This window comes from Rothia sp. 11254D007BW, assembly GCF_053548195.1.
On record NZ_JBPWPK010000001.1, the window covers coordinates 1,198,854 to 1,215,619 of the forward strand.

The 16,766-nt window shown below is 61.1% G+C and carries 13 protein-coding genes; 5 read left to right on the top strand and 8 right to left on the bottom strand.

From position 1 onward, the window contains the following. Nucleotides 1-26 precede the first annotated feature (26 nt). Nucleotides 27-923, top strand: coding sequence for a hypothetical protein (locus tag ACEE43_RS05345; protein WP_449107850.1), 897 nt, complete (start codon nucleotides 27-29; stop codon nucleotides 921-923). On the opposite strand, the gene ACEE43_RS05350 is transcribed toward ACEE43_RS05345, so the two are convergent. The 5 genes from ACEE43_RS05350 to ispG form a co-directional block, all read right to left on the bottom strand. Continuing rightward, nucleotides 920-1,720, bottom strand: coding sequence for a TSUP family transporter (locus ACEE43_RS05350; RefSeq protein ID WP_449107851.1), 801 nt, complete (start codon nucleotides 1,718-1,720; stop codon nucleotides 920-922). The two genes, ACEE43_RS05345 and ACEE43_RS05350, sit on opposite strands and share 4 nt — an antisense overlap. A 107-nt stretch (nucleotides 1,721-1,827) precedes the next feature. Further along, nucleotides 1,828-3,627 carry a proline--tRNA ligase gene (locus ACEE43_RS05355; protein ID WP_449107852.1) on the bottom strand — a complete coding sequence of 600 codons (1,800 nt, stop codon included), beginning with the start codon at nucleotides 3,625-3,627 and terminating at the stop codon, nucleotides 1,828-1,830. A gap of 199 nt (nucleotides 3,628-3,826) precedes the next feature. Then, a complete protein-coding gene (locus ACEE43_RS05360) occupies nucleotides 3,827-5,353 on the bottom strand; it encodes a hypothetical protein (protein ID WP_449107853.1) in 1,527 nt (508 codons plus the stop codon). A gap of 262 nt (nucleotides 5,354-5,615) precedes the next feature. Continuing rightward, nucleotides 5,616-6,809, bottom strand: coding sequence for a GNAT family N-acetyltransferase (locus ACEE43_RS05365; protein WP_449107854.1), 1,194 nt, complete (start codon nucleotides 6,807-6,809; stop codon nucleotides 5,616-5,618). A 21-nt stretch (nucleotides 6,810-6,830) separates the two neighbouring features. Beyond that, nucleotides 6,831-7,994: a flavodoxin-dependent (E)-4-hydroxy-3-methylbut-2-enyl-diphosphate synthase gene (ispG, locus tag ACEE43_RS05370; protein WP_185173294.1), complete on the bottom strand. Its 1,164-nt coding sequence runs from the start codon at nucleotides 7,992-7,994 to the stop codon at nucleotides 6,831-6,833. A 272-nt stretch (nucleotides 7,995-8,266) separates the two neighbouring features. Between ispG and ACEE43_RS05375 the strand changes: the two genes are divergently transcribed. Then, nucleotides 8,267-8,956 carry a DUF3800 domain-containing protein gene (locus tag ACEE43_RS05375; RefSeq protein ID WP_449107855.1) on the top strand — a complete coding sequence of 230 codons (690 nt, stop codon included), beginning with the start codon at nucleotides 8,267-8,269 and terminating at the stop codon, nucleotides 8,954-8,956. A gap of 154 nt (nucleotides 8,957-9,110) precedes the next feature. On the opposite strand, the gene ACEE43_RS05380 is transcribed toward ACEE43_RS05375, so the two are convergent. Beyond that, nucleotides 9,111-10,421, bottom strand: a complete 1,311-nt coding sequence (locus ACEE43_RS05380) for a M50 family metallopeptidase (RefSeq protein WP_449107868.1) — start codon at nucleotides 10,419-10,421, stop codon at nucleotides 9,111-9,113. Nucleotides 10,422-10,882: 461 nt separating this feature from the next. Here ACEE43_RS05380 and ACEE43_RS05385 point away from each other — a divergent pair, with 461 nt between their 5' ends. The 3 genes from ACEE43_RS05385 to pflA all read left to right on the top strand — a co-directional run bounded on the left by ACEE43_RS05385 (nucleotide 10,883) and on the right by pflA (nucleotide 14,298). Further along, nucleotides 10,883-13,000 carry a pyruvate formate lyase family protein gene (locus tag ACEE43_RS05385; RefSeq protein WP_449107856.1) on the top strand — a complete coding sequence of 706 codons (2,118 nt, stop codon included), beginning with the start codon at nucleotides 10,883-10,885 and terminating at the stop codon, nucleotides 12,998-13,000. A 155-nt stretch (nucleotides 13,001-13,155) separates the two neighbouring features. After that, a complete protein-coding gene (gene grcA2, locus ACEE43_RS05390; protein ID WP_083093496.1) occupies nucleotides 13,156-13,407 on the top strand; it encodes an autonomous glycyl radical cofactor GrcA2 in 252 nt (83 codons plus the stop codon). A gap of 9 nt (nucleotides 13,408-13,416) precedes the next feature. Then, on the top strand, nucleotides 13,417-14,298 hold the full coding sequence (gene pflA, locus ACEE43_RS05395) for a pyruvate formate-lyase-activating protein (RefSeq protein WP_237197280.1): 882 nt from the start codon (nucleotides 13,417-13,419) through the stop codon (nucleotides 14,296-14,298). Nucleotides 14,299-14,415: 117 nt separating this feature from the next. On the opposite strand, the gene dxr is transcribed toward pflA, so the two are convergent. Further along, the gene (dxr, locus tag ACEE43_RS05400) at nucleotides 14,416-15,648 is read right to left on the bottom strand and encodes a 1-deoxy-D-xylulose-5-phosphate reductoisomerase (protein ID WP_449107869.1); all 1,233 of its coding nucleotides are present in this window, start codon (nucleotides 15,646-15,648) and stop codon (nucleotides 14,416-14,418) included. A gap of 93 nt (nucleotides 15,649-15,741) precedes the next feature. Further along, nucleotides 15,742-16,761: an alpha/beta hydrolase gene (locus tag ACEE43_RS05405; protein ID WP_449107857.1), complete on the bottom strand. Its 1,020-nt coding sequence runs from the start codon at nucleotides 16,759-16,761 to the stop codon at nucleotides 15,742-15,744. Between the last annotated feature and the right edge of the window lie 5 nt (nucleotides 16,762-16,766).

Here is a 16,766-nt window from a genome sequence, read left to right on the forward strand (position 1 = left end):
CTCTATCGTGTGGAAGGTTGCTCCCTATGAATCGCTCTGTTCGTCTAGCCCCGGTACTTGTGGCCGCTCTATTAGCTGGCCTGCTGGTGGTGCTCCTTGCTGTGGGCTGGTTTTCACAGCGTCAGGCTGAACAGATACGCGCTGACCTTAGCGACCAGAGCACAATGGCCGCCCAGCTGACCGCCCTGCAGCAGGCAGCTGATGAGTCGGGTCAGGACGCGTTGGGGCAGGCGGCGCAAGCCGCCCTTGAGTCCCTTGCGCCTGCGGCTCAAGATGTGACCGTCACGGACTACGAGCCTGTTGAACAGCAGCTACAGAGCACGGTTTCGGCCCTGCTTGAGATAGGTTTTACAGCCCAGGACGCCGATGATCGGGCTCGGGCTCTCACCGCCGTTGTGGATGTGTGGCAGGCTGCCCGCCAGGACGGGCTGGCTACCTCGGCTTACCCCGAGGCTCTGGCCGATGAGGTAGCACAAATCAGCAGCTACGTCTGCGGTGACGAGGGGCTTGCTGCCGGTGCCCCCGATAGTTCAGGCAGTGAACAGGCTGTACAGCCCGCCTCCCTACTGCCCCTGCAGCAGAGTATTTATCAGCTCAACTACGTCAGCGAGGTCTACGCTGCCCGTGCCGAGCAGGGCTATGCGGACGTAGCAGCCCAGGCCGCTCAGCTAGCAACAGCTACCACCGATATGGGGCACCTAGCTGCCCCCGTCCTGACCTGCTACGGGGCCTTTGAGGCGCCGGCGGCGTCCTACCCCCTCGCCGAAGCAGCGGACGCACCCCAGCAACTCACCGACTTCACCGCGGCTCTTGAGCAGAATGCGAGAGCAACCCTAGCTGACCAGACGCTTGCCACCTCGGCGGACGACATCGAAGCTCTCGCCCTCATTCTGGCCCTCGACAGCCAGGAGCTTGCCGCTTAAAGGGACCCCAGAATATCGGCACCCAGCTTGATAATGAGGGCGCTCACCACCGCGATCATCATCCAGCGGATAAAGCCGTTTCCACGGGCCAGAGCCGTTCTGGCTCCGAGGTAGCCGCCCACCATATTGGCCATACCCAGAAGCAGGCCAAGAGCCCAGACCTGCTGGCCTGCCACCGCAAAGAGCACCAGGGCTCCAAGATTGGTAGCGGCATTAATAATCTTGGTCTGGGCAGTTGCCTGCAAGAAGCTATAGCCCATCAAAGACACCATAGCCATCATCAGAAAAGAGCCGGTACCGGGCCCGAGCAGACCGTCGTAAAAACCGATGCTTGCACCGATGCCTAGACCCACCATCAGGTGTTTCAGGCCCTGGTGTTTGAGCTGGGTCAGTTCGCCGAGTGAAGGCTTGAACACCGTGTAGACCAGCACCAGTATCAGCGCCAGTACGATGATGGGCTTAAAGAGTTCTTCGGGGAGGGCTGTGGCGACCAAGGCCCCGCCCATGCTGGTCACAAAGGCCAAGGACGCCGCAGGCAGGGTGGTGCGCACATCAACCGGGGTGCGCCGCAGGTAGGTTGCTGCGCTGGTGAGGGTACCGAAGACAGACCCCAGCTTGTTCACGGCGAGGGCTTGCACCGGTGATAGCCCAGGAACCATGAGAACCGCAGGAAGCTGAATCATGCCGCCGCCGCCCACAACGGCGTCCACCCAGCCAGCGGCTAGGGCAGCCAGAAGCAACAAAACTAGCGTGGTCGGCTCAAGGCCGAGAGAGTCAAAGCCGAGGGTGTCGAGCACGCTGATGCCTTCCTGGGAGTGCGGTTAAACCACAAGGTACCATCTAAGTCAGAAATGACCAGCTCGTTGGTGGTCTTTTCTGACTCAGATGGTACCTACTGCGGGTGTTAGCCCTGAATCTCGGCCAGCAGCTCGGTCACGGCGTCCGCTACGGCAACCTCGCGAGCCACGCCGCTGCGGCGGTCCTTGATTTCAACCTTGCCCTCGGCAAAACCGCGGCCGACTACCACGATTGTGGGCACGCCCAGCAGCTCAGCGTCGCCGAACTTCACACCGGGAGATACCTTGGGGCGGTCGTCGAACATGACGTCAAGCCCAGCAGCTTCAAGGTCAGCAACCAGCTTTTCTGCACCGTCTACGACCTCGGTGCCCTTACCGGTCATCACCACGTGAACATCGGCCGGTGCCAGGTTACGGGGCCAAATCAGGCCCTTATCGTCGTGGTTGCCCTCGGCGATGGCAGCCAGGGCGCGGGTCACGCCCACACCGTAGGAGCCCATAGTGACGGTCTGCAGCTTGCCGTTCTGGTCCAGCACCTTCAGACCCAGGGCTTCTGCGTACTTGCGGCCCAGGGCGAAGATATGGCCCATTTCGATACCGCGGGCAGCAATCAGGGGGCCGGAGCCGTCCGGAGCGGGATCGCCCTCGCGCACCTCGCAGGCCTCAATCACGCCGTCAGCCTCAAAGTCGCGGCCCAGCACCAGGTCGTAGACATGCTTCTGGTCTTCGTTGGCACCGGTAATCCAGGCGGAACCCTCAACCACGCGGGGGTCAACAAAGTAGGGAATACCGGTAGCTGATTCGGTCCCCAGGAGCTTCTCGGTCAGGGTCAGGCCGGGGCCGATGTAGCCCTTAACCAGCTGCGGGAACTTCTTGAAGTCCTCTTCGCTGGCAGCCTCGACCTCGACCTCACCGCCAACGCCCAGCAGGGCACCAACGTTGACCTCGACACGGCCCAGGTCAACAGCGCGGTCACCGGGCACGCCAATGGCAACCAGCTGACGGCTGCCGTCAGGCAGGATAACAGCCAGCACCACGTTCTTCAGGGTGTCGGCAGCAGTCCAGGGCTCGCCCTCGCGCGGGTGCAGGGCGTTGGACTGGTCAACCAGGGTTTCAATGGTCGGTGAGTCGGGGGTCAGCTCAACGCGGGCAGCGGGGGTGGCTGACGCATCTACGGGCTCGGGCACCACGGTGGTCACAGCCTCAACGTTAGCCGCGTAGCCGCCCTCGGAGCGCACGAAGGTATCTTCACCAATCGGGGTGGGGTGCAGGAACTCCTCGGAACGGGAGCCGCCCATAGCACCCGACTGGGCCTGGACGATAGCGATCTCAAGACCCAGGCGCTCAAAAATCTTGATGTAGGCGGCGCGGTGGGCCTGGTAGGCCTCTTCCAGGCCCTCATCATCGACGTTGAAGGAGTAGGAGTCCTTCATGATGAACTCGCGACCGCGCAGCAGACCGGCGCGAGGGCGGGCTTCGTCGCGGTACTTGGTCTGAATCTGGTAGAGGTAAACCGGCAGGTCCTTGTAGGAGGTGTAGAGGTCCTTGACCAGCAGGGTAAACATTTCCTCGTGGGTGGGAGCCAGCAGCATGTCTGCGCCCTTACGGTCCTGCAGGCGGAAGAGGTTGTCGCCGTATTCTTCCCAGCGGTTGGTCGCTTCGTAGGGTTCGCGGGGAAGCAGAGCAGGGAAGTGAACTTCCTGGGCACCGATCGCGTTCATTTCTTCACGCACGATGCTCTCAATCTTGCCCAGCACCTTCAGCCCCAGAGGCAGCCAGGTGTAGACGCCGGGGGCGGCACGGCGGATATAGCCGGCACGTACCAGGAGCTTGTGGCTTGCGACTTCGGCGTCGACGGGGTCTTCACGCAGGGTGCGCAGGAACAGGTGGGACAGGCGCTGGACCAAGTGGTTTCTCGCTTCTCTCGTACGGGGCCCGTCCACCGACCGTGCAGGCCGGGGTGGGCATACTTATCTACCAGTTTACCGCCAACCGGCGGGGTGTGTACCCCGCCTTAAAGAGAGGACGCCGGCGCCCGCTCCCCTGCCCATAGGCAGGTAGGTGGGCACCGGCGTCCTCGCAGGAAAATCTGCTCGATCTAGGGGCTTAGAGACCCAGGGCGGTGTACCAAGCCAGCTTGGCCTGGCCCAGGTCGTTGAGCTCGGCGTTCATGAAAGCGGTTCCCTTGGTCCAGACCAGGGTGCCACCTTCAAACTGCTGGGTCACGATAGTGGTGCCATTAGCGGTTGCTTCGGTTGCTTCAGCAACGGGGGCACCGAGCATGGTCATCTCGTTCCAGATGTTCCAGTTACCGCCAGCTGCCCAGTCGTTGTAGGAGGAGAAACGGCCGCGGTCGGAGAGGTTGAGCGCCTCGGTCAGGGCTGAGGACTCAACGGGCTTAGCACCTGGCAGGGGCTTACCCTGGGCGTCAGCCTTGATGTAGACAACCTTGTTGGCGTCTACGCGAAGCTCGAGAACCTGCTGCAGGGGAATGTACTTAGCAGCTGACCAGTCGTAGGTGGTGTCGATCTCGGTGCCGGTAGCGGTGCGGTCCATCAGACCCGCACCCCAGGTGACGGGAGAGGCGGTGGTCTGGTTGTCCCAGTTGATGCAGGTACCGTAGTCGTCGTACTGGATGAAGTAGTGGGAGATTACTGCGGTGCCGGTGGAGTACAGGGCGTAGCCGTGGTCATCCCAGGTGACGGGGGTTGAGCAGTTCTCAGCGGTGGTGTTGTAGAAGAGGGCACGCAGTTCGAGGGCACCGGTCTTCCAGTGCTTGGTGTACTCGTTCTGGTAGAGGTAGGTACCGTACTCAGCGGGCTGAGCCAGGTAGGCTGCGAGCGCATCGGTATTGATCATGAGCGCACGGTCCTGGGCAACGGAGTAGATGGCAGAGACGTTGCCGCCGAAGTCCTGGGTGACCAGGTCAGCGGTTGCCTGGGTCAGTTCGCCACCGGTCTCAGCTACGGCAACACCGTTAGCGGCGGCAACTGCGCGGGCATCGGCAATCTTGTTGGCAGCATCGCCGAAGTTGGTATCGGCAGGAGTCTCGGGCTCAGCAGGGGTTTCGGGTGCAACCGGGGTCTCGGGCTCAGCGGGAGTCTCAGGAGCTACAGGCTCAGCAGGGACCTCAGGGGCAACCGGGGTCTCGGGTTCAGCGGGTGTCTCGGGTGCGACAGGTTCTGCCGGGGCCTCAGGCAGCACGGGAGTGGTTTCAACAACAGCATTGTTGGTGAAGCAAGCGCGGGTCTTGGAACGCTCTGCCTGCCAGCTCTTGGCCTCAGCAGAGTTGAGGTTGATGTAGGAGCCTGCCTGGGTCTTTTCGTCCAGCACAACGAGCCAGCGGGTCTTACCGTCGTGGGTGGTGATGGAGAGACCACAGTGACTGTGCTTCCAGGGGGCTGATTCAGCGTTGCCGAACTTCTCAGCGCCGCCGGCCTTCATGAAAGCTTCGCCGGCTGTGCCGGTAACTGCCTGCACACCGCCGTACTTGCCCTGGGTGACAACACCGTTTTCAAAGGTCTGCTGGGTGGAGCCGTTGGCGAAGGTCTGCTGTTCGCCGGTTGCTGCGCCGAGAACGTCCTTGTTCTTTTCCCAGTATGCGCCGATGGGGGTGGTGGTATCTACGGTCACGGCTTCTGCGGCGAAGGCGCCGGGCGCCATGGTCAGTGAGAGACCGAGGAGAGTGGATACGCCAAGAGGTGTACGGAGGCTCTTCAATGCTTTCCCTAAAAGTTTGTGGTGATCAAGTGCTCTGCGCCTGAAAAGGGTGGGTGGGGTTTCAGACCTGCGATGCAGAGTAAAAAGTGTGCACTCTCAAAACTACCAGCTTGCATTCAGGTAAAAAACCGCCCCTTTGGGGGACAAATGTGGTCCCACTGGGGGATATGTCTGTTTAAAACAGGACGGTTGCGAAGGTTGAGTGCTGCTGCCAGCCCGTTGCGGCGTAGAGGGCGCGGGCGGGGGCGTTGTAGTCATTGACGTAGAGAGAAAGGTGGGGAAAGCGCTGGCGAATGAGGTGGCAGGCTTGAGCCAGGAGCACGGGGGCTAGGCGCTGGCCGCGATAGGCAGGGTGTAGCCATACCCCCTGTAGCTGGCAGGTGGAGTCGTGGGCAAGGCCCAGATCAGTTTTAAAAATGACCACGTTCTCGCTATTGACGGCCACCAGGGTGCGGCCGGTACGGGTGAGTTCGTCGATACGGCGGGTGTAGCCTGCAGGGTCACGCGTCATGGGGTCATAGCCGACTTCTTCGGTGAACATAGCGACGGACGCCCGCAGCAGGCTGGGTCTGTCATCGGTGCGGGCCCAGCGCACCGGCTCTGTGATGGCGGGAGCCCCGAGGGAGGGGCGGGCCAAGGGCGCGCGGACGAGCTCGCTCAGGTCAGCGGTCACGGGCAATTCTAGAAGGGGTTGGTTTTCGCGCACGTCAAAGGGGGTGGGCATGCGCGAAGCGAGGTGCGACCAGATTCCCATGACCGGTTCGCGGTGGCCAAAGATGGAGCCGATGCGCCGGTTGTGCCGCCAGATATAGGCCGCAACCTGGCGGTAGTGGGTCTCGGGCAGGGTGAGCGGAACGCAGTTAGCTCCCAACCAGAAGGCCCCCACCAGGCAGTAGCGGGGTTCGGCAACCGCCGGGGTACGTGCGGACGTCGGCACTAGAGTCTCTGCCAAACCTGGCATGGCGGTGCGCGGAGCAGCTGCCTCTTCGGCAAAGTGGGCTCCAGCTGAGGTGCCGACCCTGGCGGTTGCCTTCGCAAACAGTCCCTCAAGGGTGGACCGCACACAGGCGGGCAGGCGCTCCCCCACGGTTTCGGTGAGATGCGCAGCCGACCCGGCGGGGGCGTCCTTTGGTCCCATCTCTCCGGGGACTTCGCGGGGCACAAAGACGCCCATGAAACCGTGGGGAGTTTTCAATGACGTCAGGGTACTAGGGGCTGGTAGGCCGAAGTGGTGCAGGTGCTCGGCGGCAAAGAGAAAGCCCACCGGGTCCGACTCAATCATAGTTTCAAGTTCCGCCCGGTCATCGATGGTGAGGGGGCGGATCAGGGCATCTTCTGCCCCGCGGGAGAAACGTGAAAAGACGGTCACGGTGGGCTTTTCTTCAGCTACTTAGGAGACTGAGACGGTGGGTTCGCCTGAAAGGTCAATTTCGCCGCGTTCTTCCATCTCGCGGGCGATGCGGTTGGCCTCTTCAATCAGGGTCTGCACGATGTCTTCTTCGGGCACGGTCTTAATAACCTCGCCCTTGACGAAAATCTGGCCCTTGCCGTTGCCAGAAGCTACACCCAAGTCGGCCTCGCGGGCTTCGCCGGGGCCGTTTACGACGCAGCCCATGACGGCCACGCGCAGGGGCACCTTCATGCCTTCAAGGCCCTTGGTGACGTTTTCAGCTAGTTCCCACACGTTCACCTGGGCGCGGCCGCAGGAGGGGCAGGAAACAATATCGAGCTTGCGGGGGCGCAGATTCAGGGACTCAAGAATCTGGGAGCCGACCTTGACCTCTTCAACCGGGGGTGCAGACAGGGAGACGCGGATAGTGTCACCAATGCCCTCTGAGAGCAGGGCGCCGAAGGCGGTCGCAGACTTAATGGTGCCCTGGAAAGCGGGACCTGCTTCGGTGACGCCCAGGTGCAGGGGCCAGTCACCGGCAGCAGCTAGCTGACGGTAGGCCTCAACCATAATGACGGGGTCGTTGTGCTTGACCGAGATCTTGAAATCCTGGAAGCCGTGCTCTTCAAAGAGGGAGGCTTCCCAGACAGCTGACTCAACCAGAGCCTCGGGGGTGGCCTTACCGTACTTTTCCAGCAGGCGCTTATCGAGGGATCCGGCGTTCACACCAATACGGATAGAGGTGCCGTGATCCTTAGCCGCTGCAGCGATTTCCTTAACCTGGTCATCGAACTTACGGATGTTACCGGGATTCACGCGCACAGCACCGCAGCCAGCCTCAATGGCGGCAAAGACATACTTGGGCTGGAAGTGAATATCGGCAATCACGGGAATCTGGGACTGCTTGGCGATAATGGGCAGGGCTTCTGCGTCCTTATCGGTGGGGCAGGCAACGCGCACGATATCGCAGCCGGCAGCCGTCAGCTCGGCAATCTGCTGCAGGGTCGCACCAATATCGTGGGTTTTGGTGGTGGTCATGGACTGCACCGAAATAGGAGATTCTGAGCCAACGCCTACACTACCGACCTTAAACTGGCGGGTTTTACGGCGCGGGGCCAAAACGGGCGGCGGAGCAGCGGGCATTCCAAGGGCGACCGAGGTCAAATCTTCCTCCAAAGGTTCTTTGGCGGTGCGGTCTTGCGCACCTGTTCAACTATCTATTGTGCCACGCTTCAGCTCAAAGAGCGGTTGAGCTAAAGCACACAGCAGAGAGGCCGCTCAGGCAAGAGGGCGGAAAGTGAAGCCGTTCAACATTGAAATCGCGATCTGGAAGTATCAACCTAAAAATATCGAACATAAGTTCTAATATATGGTTATATGGGATATATATTCGACACTTCGATGGAGGTGCTTTGCGCGCTAGATCAGAGCCGAAAATGATTTATATCGATGACTCTGGACGTCCACAGTCAGGGTTGGTCGTTTACGGCTGGATTGAATTTTCGCAGTATGAATGGCATGACGTCATGAGAGCCTGGCTCAATTTCAGAAAACATCTTTGGCGTCAATACAAGATTCCTGTTGATAAAGAACTCCATACCACTGAATTCGCCAACGGTCGTGGCGACCTGTCAAAAAGATTTCCCGATGAATTTCGAGGCCCAGACGGAACCCCCTTCAAGAAAGACTTCGGAAAGTTCATTGCTCAAGAATGTCTTCAACAAATTTCTAGCATCCGCGGCATCCGTGTGGGCGCGTGCTATCACAAGGGGAAGCCAGAAGATTTTGCCCAAACTAGAACCGACCTATACAGGCTGCTTGTAGCAGATATTGATGGTCAGCTAAAGATTGATAATTCGCTTGGGCAAATCTACCTAGATGGTGAAGATGATATGTATCGCCACATACATAGAGAGCTGAAGCTACAGGACAGAAACATCATCGAAGACCCGGTAATGCTGAGTTCCAAGAATTCTCAACTAATTCAGATGGCTGATTTGGTAGCCTGGAGTGCTTACAGCGCTATCAACCGGCATGAAAGTCAAGAGTTTGCCTGGGACTGGTACCAAGACTATCTAGCGGCAAGAGACCCACGGAGGGCCCCTATCCAGTTACCAGAGCGTTAAACAGCTAGATCCCCTGATTCTCCACGTACGGGAGAGGGGATCCGCACTACCAACTTTATGCCGCGCGGTAATAATTTTCAAGTGCGAGCGCCCCGGCGCGAGCTCAAGAAGGTTAGTCGGCTAGAGGGCGGCCCCGTCTCGTCCGTTCTATCCCCTACAAAATACTCACCGGCTTGAAGATATCGGCGGCTACCAAAATCACGGTCATCAGCAGGAAGGCTCCGGCTACCACGTAGGTCAGGGGCAGCAGCTTGACGGGGTCGAAGGGGCCGGGGTCGCGGCGTCCGAGCAGTTTGGCGGTCTTGCGGCGGATACCCTCCCAGAGGGCGCCCAGAACGTGCCCGCCGTCGAGGGGCAGTAGGGGGATGAGGTTGAAGGCAAAGAGCATGAGGTTCATCTGGGCAACCAGGGACACCAGGGAGGCTGCCTTATCGCGCAGAATAATCTGGTCGTGGGCGGCAATTTCACCGGCAATGCGCCCCACACCCACAACTGAGACCGGGCTGTTGGCGTCGCGCTCGCCGTTGGTGACCAGGGTGACGGCTACCCCGTAGACGCGGGCGGGTAGCTTGATGAGGGTGGCCCCGATCCGTTGTAGGGACTCCCCTACTGTCGGTAGCACCTCGCCAATGGTTCCGGGGGTTAGTTCACTGGTGGGGCCGATGCCGATGAAGCCGACCTCCTGGGTCTGGTAGCTTCCGTCGGAGTTGGTGAGGTAGGTTCCGGTGAGTTCATCGTAGATAGGGCGGACGGTCAACATGGGGGTGATGGTGAGCTCTAGGCTCTGCCCGGCGCGCTCAACGGTGAGAGGCACCTCGGTGTCGGCGTTGGTACGAATCAGTTCGGTGAGCTGGTCCCAGCTGGTGATGGCCTGCCCGGCGAAAGAGGTAATGGTGTCCCCGGGTTGCAACCCTGCTGCATTGGCAGGAGATTGGGGGTCTTCGGCCCCGCACTCGGTGGAGTTAGCGGTGTCGGCGTTGGTGGAGTCAACGGTTTGTACGCACTGGGCAACGGTCTGGACGCTGGTGGTCGGCTGATAGGAGCCAAAACCGGTAACCAGCACCATGGTTGCCACCACACCGATGAGCAGGTTCATGAAAGGCCCACCCAGCATAATGATGATGCGCTTGTAGACCGGCAGCTGGTAGAAAAGCCTGCCCTGGTCTGCCTCGGTAATACGTTCAGCGTCCGCCGCCCGTGCTTCGCGGGCAAGCTGCTGTAGGGGGCTGGTGCCGCCGGCACGCCCGTCCGCTCCGTCTTTGCCGGGCGGGTACATGCCAATCATAGAGATGTAGCCACCCAGGGGCAGGGCCTTGAAGCCGTATTCGGTTTCCCCGCGCCGCCAGGAGAAGATCGTCTTGCCAAAGCCAATCATGTACTGGGGTACGCGCACACCAAAGAGTTTGGCGGGCACCAGGTGCCCCAGCTCGTGTAGGGCAATAGATGCGGCGATAGCCAGGGCCATCAGCACTACACCGATGATGAACAGTAGGACGGTCACGCGGGGGTGCTCCTTGTAGATGCGGCGCCCGTGGTGGTTGGGCAGGTCATCTGCCAGAGTACGCCATGGGGCTGGGAGCTGTCGCCTTAGATAGCCTTGGAGTTTGCCCACAAAGAGGGAGGGCGAGCAGGGCTTTGGGGTGGTTTTTACCTTTACTTTTGGGTCAAAAAGGCCTTTACGTCACAAAGTGTCAAAGAGGGGATTTCTGGGGCCTGATCTAGGCTGCGATAGGTGCTCAGAAAGCAGGAAAGACCCCTCGATATCTGCGATGACCAGCAGAAATGCAAGTCAATTGCACACCTTGGTGTTTTTAAGCATCTACCATACCTATTTTGTTTTACGGGGCAAACTAGGCAGAATAAAAGAAGAAAGCGCGCCGCCTCAGCAAAGGCGCCACCCCCATCACTTCACGAGGAGCACTCATCATGACTGCACAGGTTGAAGCCCCCACTACGGGAGTCTTTGTCAACGAACAATCCGCCGCCGCCTGGGAAGGCTTCACCCCCGGCCCCTGGCAAGACAGCATCGACGTGCGCGGCTTCGTCCTTGCAAACTACACCCCCTACGAAGGCGACGCCGCCTTCCTCGCCGGGCCCACCGACAAGACCCTGCGCGTCTGGGACACCCTCGAAAAGAACTACCTCTCCGTCGAACGCAAAAACCGCGTCTACGACGTAGACACCCACACCCCCGCCGAAATCGACGCCTTCCCCGCAGGCTACATCTCAGACGACGACAACGTCATCGTCGGCCTCCAAACCGACGTACCCCTCAAGCGCGCCATGATGCCCAACGGCGGCTGGCGCATGGTCGAAACCGCAATCCGCGAAGCCGGTAAAGAACCCGACGAAAACATCAAGAAAATCTTCACCGAATACCGCAAGACCCACAACGACGCAGTCTTCGACATCTACACCCCCCGCATCCGCGCCGCCCGTTCCTCCCACATCATCACCGGCCTACCCGACGCCTACGGCCGCGGCCGCATCATCGGCGACTACCGCCGCGTAGCCCTCTACGGCGTCGACAACCTCATCGCCGACAAAGAACGCGCCAAGCACGCCGTTGCCGACCAAGGCTTCTCAGAGCACTGGGCACGCTACCGCGAAGAGCACTCCGAACAGATCAAGGCTTTGAAGCGCCTCAAGAAGATGGCTGCCCTCTACGGTTTTGATATCTCCGGCCCGGCCCGCACCGCCCAAGAAGCTGTGCAGTGGACCTACTTCGCCTACCTGGCCTCCGTCAAGTCCCAGGACGGCGCCGCCATGTCCATCGGCCGCCTCTCAGGCTTCCTCGACGTCTACTTCGAACGCGACCTCGCAGCCGGCCTCATCACCGAAACCGACGCCCAGGAAATGATTGACGCCCTCGTCATCAAACTCCGCATCGTCCGCTTCCTACGCACCATCGACTACGACCAGATCTTCTCAGGCGACCCCTACTGGGCCACCTGGTCAGACGGCGGCTTCGCCGACGACGGCCGCACCCTCGTCACCAAAACCTCCTTCCGTCTCCTGCAGACCCTCCGCAACCTAGGCCCCGCCCCCGAACCCAACATCACCATCTTCTGGGACGAAAACCTACCCACCGGCTACAAGGAATTCTGCTCCGCCATCTCCATCGAAACCTCCTCCATTCAGTACGAATCAGACCCCCAGATTCGCGAACAGTGGGGCGACGACGTCGCCATCGCCTGCTGCGTCTCCCCCATGAAGATCGGCAAGCAGATGCAGTTCTTCGGCGCCCGCGTCAACGCAGCCAAAGCCCTGCTCTACGCCATCAACGGCGGACGCGACGAAATGACCGGCAAACTCATCGTCGAAGGCTACGAACCCATCAAGGGCGACGGCCCCCTCGACTTTGACGAAGTCTGGCTCAAATACGAAGAAATGCTCGACTGGGTCATCGCCACCTACGTTGAAGCACTCAACATCATCCACTACAGCCACGACAAGTACGCCTACGAAGCGATCGAAATGGCCCTGCACGACTCCGACATCATCCGCGCCATGGGTTGCGGTATCGCAGGCCTCTCCATCGTCGCCGACTCCCTGGCTGCCATCAAGTACGCCACCGTCACCCCCGTACGCGACGACACTGGCCTCATCGTCGACTACATCACCGAAGGTGACTTCCCCGCCTACGGCAACGACGACGACCGCGCCGACGACATCGCCGCCACCATCGTCCACACCGTCATGGAGAAAATCAAAGCCATCCCCCTCTACCGCGACGCCATCCCCACCCAGTCGGTCCTGACCATCACCTCCAACGTGGTCTACGGCAAAGCAACCGGCAACTTCCCCTCCGGCCACCGCGCAGGCACCCCCTTCTCCCCCGGCGCCAACCCCGAAAACGGCATGGACACCCACGGCATGGTCGCCTCCATGCTCTCGGTCGGCAAGCTGGACTACGAAGACGCCCTCGACGGCATCTCCCTGACCAACACCATCACCCCCACCGCCCTCGGCCGCACCAAGGAAGAACAGGTCACCAACCTAGTCGGAATCTTGGACGCAGGATTTATTCCTGAAGAGGACTAATACAGAACGGCTCCCCAGGTTCGCGCTCGCTGCCGACCCTCTCGCCTGGTTCGCTTCGCTCACAAGGCGATTCACGCCAGCCACCGAGCCAGCAGCTTCGCCGCGAGCCTGGGTTGCCGCCCTATTTCAATCAACTCACTACTAAGGAGAACATCATGGCCGTCAAGACCTACGAAGAGCGCCTCGCTTCCATGAAGGCAAACCGCGCCAACAAGACCGCCCCCAAGGGCCTCTACCACGCCAACATCAACGTCCTCAACCGCGAAACCCTCGAGGACGCCATGGAGAACCCCGACAAGTACCCCAACCTGACCGTCCGCGTCTCGGGCTACGCCGTCAACTTCGTGCGCCTCACCCGCGAACAGCAGCTGGACGTACTCTCCCGCACCTTCCACCACGGAGCCTAGTGATTCTTCATGTCACTTGATATCTCTCACGAGATAACCGATACCGCCGGCGAGCTAGCATTTGCTCCGCCGGCGGACCGGCATTCCGGGGCCGGAACCTGGGGCCTAGGTGAGCTAACAGAACTCGAACGCAGCGCCCAGCTCAAACTCATGCGCGAAGGCCAGCTAGGTTCAGTACACTCCTGGGAGCTGGTGACTGCCGTTGATGGGCCCGGCACCCGCATGACCATCTTCATGAACGGTTGCCCCCTGCGCTGCCTCTACTGCCACAACCCCGACACCTTCAACATGAAGGACGGTAAACCCGTCATGGCAGCCGACCTCATCAAAAAAATCAAGCGCATGCGCAAGGTCTTCAAAGCCACCGGCGGCGGCATCACCATCTCAGGCGGAGAAGTTCTCATGCAGCGACCCTTCGCCGAGAACATCCTCATGAGCGCCAAATCCCTGGGAATCCATACATGCATCGATACCTCAGGTTTTCTCGGAGCCCATGCCTCTGACGAGTTCCTCGATAACGTAGACCTGGTACTACTCGATGTTAAATCGGGGTCCGAAGAGGTATACCGGGAGCTCACCGGCCGCGCCTTACAGCCCACCATCGACTTTGGCGACAGGCTCTCAGCCTTGGGCAAGAAAATCTGGATCCGCTTTGTACTGGTGCCCGGCTACACCGACGACCCCGACAATATCGAAAAGGTCGCCGACATCGTCTGCCGCTGGCGCAACGTTGTTGAACGCGTTGAGGTACTGCCCTTCCACCAGATGGGCACCGACAAGTGGGAGTCCCTGGGCTACGACTACAAGCTCAAGGACGTGCACCCGCCCAGCACAGAAGCCACCGAAGCCGCCCGCGATATCTTCCGCGCCCGCGGCCTCACCGTCTTCTAGACTCCATACATCAAACGATGACCCCCTCGTTTCTCTCTTCACCCTATGGATTATCTCAGGGTCAAGAGAAAAACAAGGGGGGTCATCTCTATTAGATACGCCTACGCAGGGGGAGGTCTAGGCCTGCCCCAGAATCTCGTTGGCACGGGTGCGGGCCCAACGCTCAGCCTCAAGCACCGCTTCCAGAGTCAGAGAACCTGATTCGGCCAGGGCCGATGAACTCGCGTGCTCATCGAGCACCCGCCCGGTCGTCTCAATCATGTCGGTAAAACGAATAGCGCCGGCGTGGAAGGCAGCAACCGCCTCCTCATTCGCCGCGTTGAAAACTGCCGGGAAGGTACCGCCCCGCTGACCCGCCCGCTTAATCATCTCCACCGCCGGGAAGGCCTTGTTATCCAGGGGCTCGAAGGTCCACTCGGTAGCCTGCGACCAGTCGCAGGGCTGCGCGATACCGGGAATACGGTGGGGCCAGGTTAGCCCCAAGGCAATGGGCAGCAGCATGGTGGGCGGGGACGCCTGAGCCAAGGTCGAGCCGTCCACAAACTGCACCATAGAATGCACCACCGACTGGCGGTGAACCGTCACATCAATGCGGTCCAGATCAATGCCGAAGAGGTGGTGGGCCTCCAGCACCTCCAGGGCCTTATTGACCATAGAGGCCGAGTTGGTGGTCACCACCAGGCCCATGTCCCAGGTGGGGTGGGCCAGGGCCTGCGCCGGTGTTACCTCCCGCAGCTGCTCGTAGGTCATGCCCCTAAAGGGCCCGCCCGAGGCGGTCAGCACCAGCCGGTCAATCTCCCGGTCGGTGCCCGAAGCCAGGGCTTGGGCCAGGGCAGAATGCTCAGAATCCACCGGGACCATGGGCTGGTCCAGGGGTGAGGCATCCACGGCGGCCTTAACCAGCTCGCCACCGGCAATCAGCGATTCCTTGTTAGCCAGTGCCACCTGGGAGCCTGCCTGTAGGGCAGCCAGGGTGGGTTCCAGACCGATAGAGCCCGTGATGCCGTTGAGCACGACATCCGCCCCGGCCCGGGCAGCTGCGGTGGCAGCGTCCGCCCCCCACTCAATCTGGGGGCTGTAGCCCGGTGCTAGCTCAGCCAACAGCGAGCGCAGGGTGGTTGCGTCCGCTTCAGTGCCGCTGGTGGCAACCAGGTGCGGACGCAGACGCGCCGCCTGCTCTGCCAGAAGCGGCAGGGAGCGGGACCCGGCTGAGAGGGCAAGGACGCGCACGGGAGCGTCGTCGCTACCGGTGGAAGTTCCTGCCAGGGAGTTGAGGTGGTCGATGACCTGCACGCCCTGGGTGCCGATGGACCCGGTGGAGCCGAGCAGGGTGACCGTCCGCCCACCTATCAGGAAGTCTGCTAGCTGGTCGGTGAGGGTTTCGCGGGAGGCGCCGAAGCGCTGAGTTGAGCCAAATCGCATGATTCTATGTTCTCACAGGCCCTAGTTGCCCTCGAAGAAGGCCCGCAGGGCGGCCCGCTGGGCAGCTTCAAGTTCGCGGACGACCGGGGCTGTGGGCTTCAGGCCGGGGGCGTCGTGGTACATGCCGGGTACCTCATACAGGGTGCTTTCGACCCCGGCGGCCAGCAGGCGCTGGTGGTAGGAGGAGTTCTCGGCGTAGAAGAGGTCGATATCGCCTACGCTAATCCAGGTTGCCGGTAGGCCCGCCAGGTTGTGGCGGCGGGCAGGGGCGGCGTAGTCGGGCAGGGAAGCTGCGCCCGCGCGTCCGCCCAGGTAGGTATTCCAGGCCAGTTTGTTATCGAGGGCGGTCCAGAGCCAGCGGCCCTGGCCGGGCTGGGCGGGGCGGTCGGTGCGGTCATCGAGCATGGGGTAGGCCAGTAGTTGGAAGCCGACCGGGTGGCCGGTATCCAGGGCTTTTTGGGCCAGGGAGGCAGCCAGGCCGCCACCGGCGCTAGAACCTGCCAGGGCAATCTTGGCGGGGTTGATGCCGTACTTTTCAGCGTGGGTCTGCAGCCAACGCAGGGCGGCGTAGCAGTCGTCAAGGTCGGCGGGGAAGGGGGCCTCACCGGCGTTGCGGTACTCAACGGAGAGGACGGGCACGCCCAGGTCGGCAGCCAACTGGGAGACTTTTGCCTGGTCGGGGCCCGCGGAACCGAGCACGTGCCCGCCCCCATGAATCCAGAGCACGGCCCCGTCATACTGGCGCTGCTCGGGCAGATTGAGGTAACAGGGCAGGCCACCGGGTAGGTCGGGCTGGGCCACATCGACCATCTCGACGCGGACGCCGGGGGCCGGGGGCGCAACGACGGCAAAGGCGCGTTGAGGCTCGCGCTTCAGGCGTCCTTTCAGGGCGACGTAACCGGGGCGGGGTGCGATAAAGAGCTTCCAGTGGCGGAGCTCCGGGTGGACGTACTTGTGCTGCTGGTAGCCCCAAAAGGTAAAGTGACCGGCGGTGGCAAGGGCCAGCCCACTGGCTAAGGTGGTGAGGGTGGTTTTCTTCATACCTT

Coding starts and splice junctions, on each gene's coding strand:
- grcA2 (WP_083093496.1), top strand. CDS start 13,156: ATGGCCGTCAAGACCTACGAAGAGCGCCTCGCTTCCATGAAGGCAAAC.
- ACEE43_RS05345 (WP_449107850.1), top strand. CDS start 27: ATGAATCGCTCTGTTCGTCTAGCCCCGGTACTTGTGGCCGCTCTATTA.
- ACEE43_RS05380 (WP_449107868.1), bottom strand. CDS start 10,421: ATGGCCCTGGCTATCGCCGCATCTATTGCCCTACACGAGCTGGGGCAC.
- ACEE43_RS05375 (WP_449107855.1), top strand. CDS start 8,267: ATGATTTATATCGATGACTCTGGACGTCCACAGTCAGGGTTGGTCGTT.
- pflA (WP_237197280.1), top strand. CDS start 13,417: ATGTCACTTGATATCTCTCACGAGATAACCGATACCGCCGGCGAGCTA.
- ACEE43_RS05405 (WP_449107857.1), bottom strand. CDS start 16,761: ATGAAGAAAACCACCCTCACCACCTTAGCCAGTGGGCTGGCCCTTGCC.
- ACEE43_RS05385 (WP_449107856.1), top strand. CDS start 10,883: ATGACTGCACAGGTTGAAGCCCCCACTACGGGAGTCTTTGTCAACGAA.